Consider the following 11,386-nt stretch of genomic DNA (forward strand, 5'->3'; position numbering starts at 1 on the left):
TCTCGCATGTGCGAACCCCCGAGGAGTTGAAGGAGCACAAGATGGTGACTGGAAAAGAACGCCGACTGCGCCGGCTCTTCGGGGCGGACGGCAAGGCCCTGCTCATCGCCGTGGACCACTCGCTGACCCTCGGCGCCGTCGGCGGGCTCTCGGACATGGGCTCGGTCATGGCGGCCGCCGTGGCGGGCGGCGCCGACGGGGTGGTCACCCACCGCGGCTCCGCCGCCCACCACATGCCGGCGCAGCGCGGCACCGCCCTCGTCGTGCACCTCTCCGGCAACACCGCCCTGAGCCCCCAGCCCGAGCTGAAGACCCGCGTCTGCGACCCCGAGGCCGCCCTCGCGCTCGGCGCCGACGCGCTCTCCGCGCACATCACACTCGGCGGCGGCTCGGCCGAGGACCGGCGGGCCCTCGCCGACCTGGGCTCCCTGGCCGCCACCTGCGACCGGCTCGGCGTCCCGCTGCTGGTCATGACGTACGTACGGACCGACGAGCGCGACCCCGGCCCCGCCGTCCTGCACGCCGCCCGCGTCGCCGCCGAACTGGGCGCCGACATCGTCAAGGCCGCCCACCCCGGCGACGCGTACGTGGCGGAGCTCGCCGCGACCGTGCCCGTGCCCGTCGTCCTGGCGGGCGGGCAGAGCGAGGGCACCTGGGAGGCGTTCTGCGAGTCCGCGAAGGCCGCGATGGGCGCCGGCGTGGCCGGACTGTGCGTCGGGCGCCGCATGTTCGGCGCCCCCGACCCCGTGCGCGCCACCGCCGAGCTGCGGGCCGTCGTCCACGGCGAGGGCTGAGGGGGACGGGCATGGCACGGCGCACCACGTCGTCCTTCCACCTCGGCCGGGTCTTCGACTGGCACGCCGAGCAGGCCCGCCAGAGTGTGCTCCACGTCGACCGGCCGTTCGACATCGCGCCCGACGGGGGCCTCGTGTACGACGGGCCCGCCCTCGCGGCGGCGGTGCGCGAGCTCTCCGACTGCCTCCACGCGGCGGGGCTGCGCCGGGGCGACCGCGTCGTCGTGTCCAAGGAGAACCACTTCGACATGGTGCTGCTCGCGGCGGGCGCGGCCAGGATCGGCGCGGTCCCCGTCATGATCGCGCCGATCGCCTCGCTGGAGTCGGTGCGGACCATGGTGGACCGGGCCGCCCCCAGGCTCCTCGTCGCGGGCACCGGGCTGCTCGCCCGCGCCGCCGAGGCCGGGGTGGAGCTCGCCGACGAGGCCGTGCGCGTCGTCCGCGCCGGGCCGTCCGGCGCCGGGGGCGGCGGGGCCGTCCCGCTGGACGAGCTGCGGGGCGGGCCGGCGGCGCCCGCGCGGCCGGGCGGCGACGACGACCCCATGATCGCCACGCACACCTCCGGCACGACGGGCGTGCCCAAGCTGGTGCTGCACACGGCGAACACGGCCGTCGGACGCTTCCCGCCGCGGATGGAGCGGTACCGGCTCCCGCTGCTCACGACCCGGCGCGACGACGTGGTCGCGGCGGCCGTCTCCTTCGCCCACATCCGGGTCGTGGCCTGGGCGTCGTCCCAGCTGAAGATGGCGCCGCGCAAGCTCGTGGCCGTCTCCGACCCGGGCCTGGCCACCGTGGAGAGGGTGCTGGAGGAGCACCGCCCCACGTCGCTGGAGGCGTTCCCCAACGTGTTCCAGCACTGGGAGCAACTGGTCGACGAGCGGCCCGAGCTGTTCGCGCGGACGCGGCTGTACGTCAGCACCTTCGACGCCGTGCACCCGCGCACGGTCCGCAAGTTCCTCGGCGCCTCCCGCAGGAGGTTCCCCGTGTGGGGCTGGGGGCTCGGGCAGTCCGAGATCACCGGCATCATGGCGAACCTGTTCACCCGCCGGACGGTGCGGGCGAAGGCCCGGCCGGACGCGACGAACACGGGTTGGCCGATGCTGGTGGGCCTCGACGTCGTCGACCCCGAGACCGGCCGCAGGCAGGCCCGGGGCAAGCCGGGGATCATCATGGTCTCCACCCGGGCGCGCTGCCTCACCTACCTGGGCGAGGACGACCGCTACCGCGCCAAGCTCGACGGCAGGTGGTGGAACAGCGGCGACCTCGGCGTGCGCGCCGGGTTCGGCAGGGTGCGCCTGATCGACCGGGAGGTCGACATGGTCCCGGGCATCAGCTGCATCGAGCTGGAGAGCACGCTGCTGGAGCGGCTGGAGAACGCCTCCGACGTGACCGTGCTCGGCGTCCCCGGGCAGCCGCCCGTCCCCGTCCTGTGCATGCGGGGCGACCGCCTCGACCCGCGGGAGTGGGAGCGGGCCACCGCGGGCCTGCCGGCCCTGGCCCCGCCGCGCACGGTGCCCTGGGAGGACGTGCCCAGGACGGCCACCTGGAAGGTCAGGAGGGCCGCGCTGCGCGAACAGGTCCTCGGCACCGGCGCGACGTTCGGCAGCGGCAAGTGGACCTGAGCCCGGCCGGGCGGCCCGGCGACATGGAGAACAGCGACGTGAACAACCGCAGAAAGGCAGGTGCCCCATGAGCTGGCTGCCGCCGGCGCTCGTAGACCTCCCCGCGATCGCCCCCTCGATCTCGGCGCCGAGGGACTTCAGGAACGGCTGGTTCTGGGCGATCGTCGTGGGGATCGCCCTGTTCTGGCTGCTCGCCTACTGCCTGGCGATCCACCGGGCGCACGTGGACAAGAGGACCGGCATCCCCGCCGTCGTCGTGGCGATCAACTTCTCCTGGGAGTTCGTCCACTCGTTCGTCATCGACCAGGAACCGGCGCAACGCCCGGCCAACTTCATCTGGTTCTTCTTCGACTTCCTCATCGTCTACCAGGTCGTCAAGTACGGCGGCAAGGACTTCCCCCGGCTGTCGCGGAAGAACTTCCTCCGCATGTTCTGGGGGATCTGCGCGTACACCGCCGTGCAGCACTACCTGATGGCCTACGAGTTCCGCGACGACCTCGGCATGTACAGCGGCGTGGCGCTCAACGTCGGCATCGCCGTGGCCTTCATCGTCACCCTCAGGCAGCGCCGCTCGTCCGCCGGGCAGTCGCTCTACATCGCGGTCTTCAAGATGCTGGGCTCGTTCCTGGCCGGACTGAACGTGCTGATCATCTTCCCCGGCCGCACCCTCGTGCTGTTCTGGTTCGTCATCATCCTCGCGCTGGACCTGACCTACGTCAGGATGATCCACCGGCAGATCCGGGCGGAGGGCCAGTCCCCGTGGGCGCTCAACAGGCCCCCGGTGCAAGCCCCGGAGGCGCCGGAGGCCGCGCCGGACCCGGTCCGCGTCTGACCCCTCCCGGCGACGCGCGCGCGGCGGCGCCCCGCTCCCGGCCCGGCTGTCACGAATCCACGGGGCTGTTCCGTCGTAGCTGTGGCGCCGTCATCGTCGGCCGCCAGACGAAGGAAGGAAGAACGGCATCATGATGGAGTACCTCTCCCGGCTCGTCCTGCGGCGGAGCCGGGCCGTGCTCGTGGTGGCCCTGCTCCTCTCGCTCGCCGGAGGCGCGGCGAGCGCGACCCTCTTCGACAAGCTCACGGCGGGAGGGCTGACGAACAAGGGGTCCGAGTCGGGCCGGGCGACCCGGATCCTGGAGGAGAACGACCAGGGGCAGCCCAACCTCACCCTCCTCGTGTCGGCCGGCCCGGGCGGCGTGGACGCCCCCGCCGCCGCCCGGGAGGGCGCCCGGCTCACCCAGCGGCTCGCCGCGGAGGAGCACGTCGTCAACGTGGTCTCCTACTGGACCGCGGGGCGCCCTCCCCAACTCCGCAGCGAGAAGGGCGACAAGGCGCTCGTCGGGGCGACGATCCGCGGTGACGAGACGGCCGTGAACAAGCTGCTGGACGACCTGGCGCCGCGCTACGAGGGCGAGCGGGCGGGCCTGGAGGTCAGGGTCGGCGGCTACGCGATGTTCCAGAAGGAGACGACGGAGATCAGCCAGGAGGACGGCACCAAGGGCGAGACGATCGCCTTCCCCCTGACGCTGGTCGTCCTCGTGCTCGTCTTCGGCAGCGTCGTCGCGGCGTGCCTGCCGCTCGCCGTGGCCCTGGTCTCGATGCTGCTCGGCCTCGGCGTGCTGTGGGTGATGGCCGGCGTGACCGAGCTGTCCGTCTTCGTGGTCAGCGTGGTGACGCTGCTGGGACTCGGGCTCGCGATCGACTACAGCCTGCTGATCGTCAACCGCTACCGCGAGGAGCAGCGCAACGGGGCGGCGCCGGAGCAGGCCGTCCGCACCACCCTGCAGACGGCCGGGCGCACGGTCCTCTTCTCCGCCGTCACCATCGCCCTGGTCCTCGCCGGGCTGCTGTTCTTCCCCCTGGAGGCGGTGCGGTCCCTCGGCGTCGGCGGCATGGTGACGGCCCTGCTCTCGGCGGCCGGCGCGCTCACCGTCCTGCCCGCCCTCCTCCTGACGCTCGGCCCGCGGGTCGAGAAGGGGCGCGTCTTCGGCAGGCGCCGGGACGGGCGCGCGGGGCAGTCCCTGGAGAACGGGTTCTGGCACCGCCTCGCCACGTTCGTCATGCGCCGCCCGGTGCCCGTCGCCACCGCGGTGATCGCGTTCCTGCTGCTGCTCGGCACGCCCTTCCTGGGCGTCCGGCTGGGCATGCCCGACGAGCGTTCCATGCCCCAGTCCTCCCAGGCGCGGCAGGTGGCCTCGGTCATCAGGGCCGACTTCGACAGCGCCGAGCAGAACGCCGCGCAGGTCGTCGTACCCGGAGTGGACAAGGGCGACGGGGACCTCCCCGGGTACGCCGCCGCCCTGTCGGAGCTGCCCGGCGTCGCGCGGGTGGACGGCCCCACCGGCAGCTACGTGGAGGGCGCCCGGGCCGTCGGCGCGACCGCGGCGCACCAGCGCTTCGGCCTCGGCGACGGGAGCTACCTGTCGGTGGTCCCCGCCTCGGGGGACCCGGAGGCGGCCCAGCGGCTCGTCCACGACGTGCGGGCGCAGGAGGCCCCGTTCGAGGTCCTCGTCGGCGGCATGGCGGCCGACAGCATCGACACCACCGAGACGCTCCTCGACCGGCTGCCGTACGCGCTCGGCGCGGTGATGGCCGCCATGGTCGTCCTGCTGTTCCTCCTCACCGGCAGCGTGACGCTGCCGCTGCTGGCGCTGCTCCTCAGCGGCCTGAGCCTCACCGCCACCTTCGGGGCGCTGGTCTGGATCTTCCAGGACGGCCACCTGGTCTCGCTGCTGGGCGACGTCACCGTCACGGGGACCATCGCCTCGACGATCCCGGTGATGCTGTTCGCGCTCTCCTTCGGCCTGGCCATGGACTACCAGGTCTTCATGCTGGCGCGGATCCGCGAGGAGTACGCCCGCACCGGTTCCGGCACGGAGGCGGTGGCCCAGGGGCTGGAGAAGATCGGGCGCATGGTCACGGCGGCCGCCGTGCTGATCTCCATCGTCTTCCTGGCCTTCACCGTCTCCGGCATCTCCTACGTCAAGGCGTACGGCATCGGGCTCCCGCTCGCCGTGCTGATGGACGCCACCCTCATCCGCGGCGCGCTGCTGCCCGCCCTCATGCGGCTCGGCGGCAGGGCCACCTGGTGGGCCCCGGAGCCCCTGCGGCGCCTGCACGGCAGGTTCGGCCTGCGGGAGTCCCACGAGCCGCCGCCCGGACCGGCCGCACCCGACGCGGCGCCGTACGCCGGCGTGCGGTAACCCGACCGCGCGTCCCGCACCCGCCACGCCCCGCACGTTCCGGCGCCGGCCCCGAGGCCGGCGCCGGAGCGCGTCCCCACCCCGGCGCGCCCCGAAGGGCGCGCCGTTCGCATGCTCCGGCCGGCGCCCCGGCGACCGGGCCGGCCCTTCCGGCGAAAGGCAGAACGCAGATGGACACCACACTCTGGGCCGACGTCACCCGGCTCAAGGGCGACGCCACGGAGGCCGCCCTCGCCCACATCCGGTCCTCCGACGCCACCGGCGTCCTGGTCCGCCCCGGCCAGCTCGACGGCTGGGAGCCGCTGGCCCGGATCACCGTCGCGTGCCTGGTGACCGGGGAGGAGGCCGCCCGCCTCGACGACGCGCGGGTCGACGTGCTGGTCGCGCCCTCCCCGAGGGAGCTCGACGCGGTGCGCGACGCCGCCGGCAAGCGGACGGTCGGCGTGCGCTGCGAGATCACCGACGGCGACACCATGAACGAGGCGGCCGCCCTGTGCGGCTCCGTCCACGTCCTGGTCGCCGCCTTCGCGGACGAGACGAACATCCCGCTGGAACTGCTCCTGGCCCGCGCCCAGGGCACCCGCACGCAGGTCTACAAGGAGCTGCTGACCAGCGCCGAGACCGCGAGCGTCGCCGGCGTCCTGGAGAGCGGGCCCGCCGGGCTGGTCGTCGGCGCCGACCACCTCGCGGACCTCGCCAAGGTCAGCGCCGTCCTGCGGGCGGAGCGGCACGCGCAGCTCGACCTCGTCCCGCTGGAGGTCGTCCGCTCCGAGCCGGTCGGCATGGGCTACCGCGGCTGCATCGACACGACGCACCTGTTCGACGAGGACGAGGGCATGATCATCGGCTCGACCTCGTCGGGCGGCATCCTCGTCTGCGCCGAGGTGCACTACCTGCCGTACATGAACCTGCGGCCGTTCCGCGTCAACGCCGGCGCCGTCCACTCGTACGTCTTCGGCACCGACACGACCGCGTACATCACCGACCTCGCGGCCGGCGAGAAGTGCCACGCCGTCAACCCGAGCGGCCGGTTCCGCGAGGCGATGGTCGGCCGCGTCAAGGTCGAGCTGCGGCCGCTGCGCCTCGTCGAGGCCCGCTACGAGGACGTGACCGTCAACGTCTTCCTCCAGGACGACTGGCACGTGCGCGTGATGAGCGCCGAGGGCAAGCCGCTCAACCTCACCGAGGTCGTCCCGGGCACCCGGCTGCTGGGCCGCGTCACCGAGCCGGGCCGGCACGTCGGCATCAAGGTCGACGAGGAGATCAGCGAGTTCTGAGCGACCGGGGCGCGGGGTGACCGGGCCGCCCGCCCCGGTCGTCCCCGCGGCCCCGCGCCCCGCCACCGGCCCCGCCGAACCGGCCCGCGACACGGCCGGGGGCCGCGCGCCCACCCCGGAGCCGTACGGCGCGGCTCCGGACCCACGGGCGGCGCGACCGTCCCGGGCGGCGTCGGACACCGCGGCGGAGGTCCGCGACCCGCCCGGCCCGGAGGCCCGCCCCGGCGCGTCGGCGGCCCCCTGGACCACGTGCCGGCGCGTCACCGCACGAGCGCCCGGCCCGGTGGCGGCGCTCTGGACGAAGGACAGTGATGAAGAAGGTCATTCTCGCCGAACCGCGCGGCTTCTGCGCGGGCGTCGTCCGCGCCGTCGACATGGTCGAGCGGGCGCTGGAGATCCACGGCCCGCCCGTCTACGTACGCAAGCAGATCGTCCACAACCACCACGTCGTCCGGTCCCTCGAAGCCAAGGGGGCCGTGTTCGTCGACACCGAGGAGGAGGTGCCGCCCGGCAGCGTCTGCGTCTTCTCCGCGCACGGCGTCTCGCCCGCGGTCCGCTCCAACGCGGCCAGGCGCGCACTCGACGTCATCGACGCGACGTGCCCGCTGGTCTCCCGCGTCCACCAGCACGCCCGCCGCGTGACCCGCGACGAGCGGGTCCTGCTGCTCATCGGCCACGCCGACCACGAGGAGACCGAGGGCACCCGCGGCGAGGCGCCGCGGCGGACCGTCGTCGTGGAGACCGCCGAGGAGGTCGCCCGGCTCCCGCTGGCCGACGACACGCCCGTCGCCTACCTGACGCAGACCACCCTCTCCATGGACGAGACCGCCGGCATCGTCGAGGCGCTGAAGGCCCGCTTCACCGACCTCGTCGGCCCGCGCGGCGACACCATCTGCTACGCCAGCCAGAACCGGCAGAACGGCGTCAAGTCGCTCGCCGCCCAGTGCGACCTCGTCCTGGTCGTCGGCTCGCGGAACTCCAGCAACTCCCTGCGCATGGTCGACGTGGCCCGCCAGGCCGGCACCGCCGCGCACCTCGTCCCCGACACCACCCACCTGGACGGGGCGTGGCTCGACGGCGTCTCCACGATCGGCGTCAGCTCCGGCGCCAGCGTGCCCGAGGTCCTGGTCACCGAACTCCTCGACGCCCTCGGCGACCTGGGCTTCCGCGACGTCACCGTGGAGCGCACCTCCGTCGAGGACGTCCACTTCTCCGTCCCCCAGCAGCTCGCCGAGGGACGCCGCACGGGTCAGCGGCTCACCGGGGCCGCCGCCTCACCCGCAGAACCCACCGACAGGAGTGCCACATGACCGCCCACGCACCCGTCGAACAGGACGACTCCAGGCTCTCCGCCGCCCAGCGCGAGGCCTTCGAGCACCTCATGGCCGCCACGGAGCGCCGCCTGCGCGACTTCCTGTCCGACGAACTCGCCACCTGGACCGGGACCGACCCCCGCGCCGGCACGCCCGTCGAGGCGATAACGCGGCTCGTCGAGTCCGGCGGCAAGCGGCTGCGGCCCGCGTTCTGCGTCGCCGGCTACCTCGCGGGCGGCGGCGGCCCGGAGGGGTACGACGGCGTGGTCTCCGCGGCCGCCGCCCTGGAGGTCCTGCACGCCTGCGCGCTCATCCACGACGACGTCATGGACCAGTCCGACCAGCGGCGCGGCGGGCCCACCGCCCACGTCCACCACACCGGCGTGCACCGGCGGCGCGGCTGGCAGGGCGACCCGGAGCGGTACGGGGAGAACGTCGCGATCCTCGCCGGCGACCTCGCCCTGATCTACTCCGACCGGCTCATGGCCGACGCCCCGGCGACCGTCCTCGGCCTGTGGAGCGAACTGCGCTCCGAGCTGATCATCGGCCAGTACATGGACGTCCTCGCCGCCGCCGAGTTCTCCGCCGACCCGCAGCTGGCCCGCTGGATCGCCGTCGCCAAGTCCGGCCACTACACGATCCACCGCCCCCTCGCCCTGGGCGCCCGGCTGGCCGGGCGGACCGACCTGGCCGCGCCGTTCCAGGAGTACGGGATCACCGTCGGCGAGGCGTTCCAGCTGCGCGACGACCTGATGGACGCGTTCGGCACCAGCGAGGCCAGCGGCAAGCCCGCCGGCCTCGACTTCGACCGGCACAAGATGACCCTCCTGATGGGCCTCGCCATGGAACGCGACCCGCGCGTGCGCGAGCTGTTCCTCGACCCGTCGTACGGGCCGGAGGTGCTGCGCGCCCTGCTCGTCGACAACGGCGTCCGCGACGACGTCGAGGACCACATCGGGCAGCTGGTGCAGAAGGGCTGCGAGGCGCTGGCCGAGGCGTCCCTCGACGACCGCTGGCGCGGCGAGCTGCGCGCCATGGCCCACGGCGTCGCCTTCCGGGACAGGTAGGAGGCGACCCCGTGACCGACCCCCGCGACCCCCAGGAGACACCCCCCGTGGTGACACCCGGCGCCGACACCTCCGGCACGCACCCCCTGCTCCACGCGATCGACGGGCCCGCCGACGTCCGGGCCCTGCCCCCGGAGCGGCTCCCCGGCCTGGCGGCGGAGATACGCGACTTCCTCGTCACCCAGGTGTCCCGCACGGGCGGCCACCTCGGCCCCAACCTCGGCGTCGTGGAGCTGACGATCGCCCTCCACCGGGTGTTCCGCTCCCCGGCCGACCGGCTGCTGTGGGACACCGGCCACCAGGCGTACGTCCACAAGATGCTGACCGGACGGCGTGACTTCGGCCGCCTGCGCAGCCGCGGCGGCCTGTCCGGCTACCCCTCCCGGGAGGAGTCCGGGCACGACGTCATCGAGAACTCTCACGCCTCCACGGCCCTGTCGTACGCGGACGGCCTCGCCAAGGCGTACCGGCTGCGCGGCGAGACCGACCGCAGCGTCGTCGCCGTCGTCGGGGACGGCGCCCTCACCGGCGGCATGGCCTGGGAGGCCCTCAACAACATCGCCCTGATCGAGGACTTCCCGCTCGTCATCGTCGTCAACGACAACGGCCGCTCGTACGCCAGGACCCGCGGCGGCCTCGCCGACCACCTCACGGCGCTGCGCACCTCGCAGCGGTACGAGCGGGTCCTGGAGTGGGGCAAGGAGGGGCTGGAGCGCACCCCCGTCGTCGGCAGACCGCTCTACACGGCCCTGCACGGCGTGAAGAAGGGCCTGAAGGACCTGGTCGCCCCGCAGTGCCTCTTCGAGGACCTGGGGCTGAAGTACGTCGGCCCGGTCGACGGGCACGACGTCGAGGCCGTCGAGGAGGCCCTGCGCCGCGCCAAGGGGTTCGGCAGCCCCGTCATCGTGCACTGCATCACCGAGAAGGGCCGCGGCCACCGGCCGGCCGAGGAGCACGAGGCCGACCGGTTCCACGCCGTGGACGCCGCGGCCGCCCTGGCCGCACCCCGCGCCGAGTCCTGGACCTCCGTCTTCTCCGAGGAGGTCGTGAAGGTCGGCGCGGAGCGGCCCGACGTCGTCGCGATCACCGCGGCGATGCTCCGGCCGGTCGGGCTCGCCGCGTTCGCGGAGGCGTACCCGGACCGGGTCTTCGACGTGGGCATCGCCGAGCAGCACGCCGTCACGTCCGCGGCCGGGCTGGCCCTGGGCGGGGCGCACCCGGTCGTCGCCCTGTACGCGACGTTCCTCAACCGGGCCTTCGACCAGGTGCTGCTGGACGTGGCGCTGCACGGGTGCGGCGTCACGTTCGTCCTCGACCGGGCGGGCGCCACCGGCAGCGACGGGCCCAGCCACAACGGCATGTGGGACCTGTCGCTCCTCCAGGTCGTGCCGGGCCTGCGCATCGCCGTGCCGCGCGACGGCGCCCGGCTGCGGCAGCTGCTGCGGGAGGCGGTCGCCGTCGACGACGCGCCGACCGTCGTCCGCTTCCCCAAGGGCGTGGTCGCCGCCGACCGGGAGGCCGTCGCCGTCGCGCACGGCCTCGACGTCCTGGCCCGCCCGGCGGGGGACGACGCCGACGTCCTGATCGTCTCGGTCGGCCCGATGGCCGAGGTGTGCCTCGGGGCCGCCGAACGGCTGGGCCGGCGGGGCCTGCGCGCCACCGTCGTCGACCCGCGCTGGGTCAAGCCGGTCCCCGAGGGCCTGCCCGAACTGGCCCGCCGCCACCGCCTGGTGGTCACCGTCGAGGACAACGGCCGGGTCGGGGGCGTCGGTTCGGCCGTCGCCCAGGCCCTGGAGGACGCCTCCGTCCACGTACCGGTACGGCAGGTGGGCCTCGCCCAGCGGTTCTTCGCGCACGGCACGCGCGGCGAGGTGCTGGAGGAGTCCGGCATCACCGCGGACGACGTCGCCCGCGCCGCCCAGGCGACGTGGGACGCGCTCGCCGCACCCCGGCCCCATCCGACCCGTCACCCCACGGAGCTCTCATGACCGCGGTCTCCCTTGGCATGCCGTCCGTTCCGACCAGGCTGGCCGAGCGCCGGAAGAGTCGGCGGATCCAGGTCGGTTCCGTCGCCGTGGGTGGTGACGCGCCGGTGTCGGTGCAGTCGATGACC

8 protein-coding genes and 1 pseudogene are annotated in these 11,386 nt (G+C 74.1%); all 9 read left to right on the plus strand.

Annotated elements, in window-relative coordinates:
- The first annotated feature begins 41 nt into the window (after positions 1-41).
- Positions 42-794 (plus strand): beta/alpha barrel domain-containing protein, encoded by a 753-nt coding sequence (locus IE106_RS17645; protein ID WP_189535007.1) that lies wholly within the window; start codon positions 42-44, stop codon positions 792-794.
- Between the two features lie 11 nt (positions 795-805).
- Positions 806-2,416, plus strand: coding sequence for an AMP-binding protein (locus tag IE106_RS17650; RefSeq protein WP_189535009.1), 1,611 nt, complete (start codon positions 806-808; stop codon positions 2,414-2,416).
- A gap of 67 nt (positions 2,417-2,483) precedes the next feature.
- Positions 2,484-3,248 (plus strand): transmembrane-type terpene cyclase, encoded by a 765-nt coding sequence (locus IE106_RS17655; RefSeq protein WP_189535011.1) that lies wholly within the window; start codon positions 2,484-2,486, stop codon positions 3,246-3,248.
- 130 nt (positions 3,249-3,378) lie between these two features.
- Complete coding sequence (locus IE106_RS17660; RefSeq protein WP_189535013.1) at positions 3,379-5,616, plus strand: MMPL family transporter; 2,238 nt, start codon at positions 3,379-3,381, stop codon at positions 5,614-5,616.
- A 170-nt stretch (positions 5,617-5,786) separates the two neighbouring features.
- The gene (locus tag IE106_RS17665) at positions 5,787-6,893 is read left to right on the plus strand and encodes a 3-dehydroquinate synthase II domain-containing protein (protein WP_189535015.1); all 1,107 of its coding nucleotides are present in this window, start codon (positions 5,787-5,789) and stop codon (positions 6,891-6,893) included.
- Positions 6,894-7,204: 311 nt separating this feature from the next.
- Positions 7,205-8,203: a 4-hydroxy-3-methylbut-2-enyl diphosphate reductase gene (gene ispH / locus IE106_RS17670; protein ID WP_189535017.1), complete on the plus strand. Its 999-nt coding sequence runs from the start codon at positions 7,205-7,207 to the stop codon at positions 8,201-8,203.
- Positions 8,200-9,273: a polyprenyl synthetase family protein gene (locus IE106_RS17675; protein ID WP_189535019.1), complete on the plus strand. Its 1,074-nt coding sequence runs from the start codon at positions 8,200-8,202 to the stop codon at positions 9,271-9,273. Before ispH ends, IE106_RS17675 begins: the two co-directional genes overlap by 4 nt.
- 86 nt (positions 9,274-9,359) lie before the next feature.
- On the plus strand, positions 9,360-11,261 hold the full coding sequence (dxs, locus tag IE106_RS17680) for a 1-deoxy-D-xylulose-5-phosphate synthase (protein WP_189535110.1): 1,902 nt from the start codon (positions 9,360-9,362) through the stop codon (positions 11,259-11,261).
- Positions 11,258-11,386: pseudogene (locus IE106_RS30420) on the plus strand (flavodoxin-dependent (E)-4-hydroxy-3-methylbut-2-enyl-diphosphate synthase); the annotation flags it as partial. The gene dxs and the pseudogene IE106_RS30420, both read left to right, overlap by 4 nt.

The sequence above is a fragment of the Streptomyces roseolilacinus genome (genome assembly GCF_014649335.1).
In the GTDB taxonomy this organism is placed as follows: Bacteria; Actinomycetota; Actinomycetes; order Streptomycetales; family Streptomycetaceae; genus Streptomyces; species Streptomyces roseolilacinus.

Bases quoted from the DNA above. Each gene is read 5' to 3' on its own strand.
- IE106_RS17645 (WP_189535007.1), top strand. From the start codon at position 42: ATGGTGACTGGAAAAGAACGCCGACTGCGCCGGCTCTTCGGGGCGGAC.
- IE106_RS17650 (WP_189535009.1), top strand. From the start codon at position 806: ATGGCACGGCGCACCACGTCGTCCTTCCACCTCGGCCGGGTCTTCGAC.
- IE106_RS17655 (WP_189535011.1), top strand. From the start codon at position 2,484: ATGAGCTGGCTGCCGCCGGCGCTCGTAGACCTCCCCGCGATCGCCCCC.
- IE106_RS17660 (WP_189535013.1), top strand. From the start codon at position 3,379: ATGATGGAGTACCTCTCCCGGCTCGTCCTGCGGCGGAGCCGGGCCGTG.
- IE106_RS17665 (WP_189535015.1), top strand. From the start codon at position 5,787: ATGGACACCACACTCTGGGCCGACGTCACCCGGCTCAAGGGCGACGCC.
- ispH (WP_189535017.1), top strand. From the start codon at position 7,205: ATGAAGAAGGTCATTCTCGCCGAACCGCGCGGCTTCTGCGCGGGCGTC.
- IE106_RS17675 (WP_189535019.1), top strand. From the start codon at position 8,200: ATGACCGCCCACGCACCCGTCGAACAGGACGACTCCAGGCTCTCCGCC.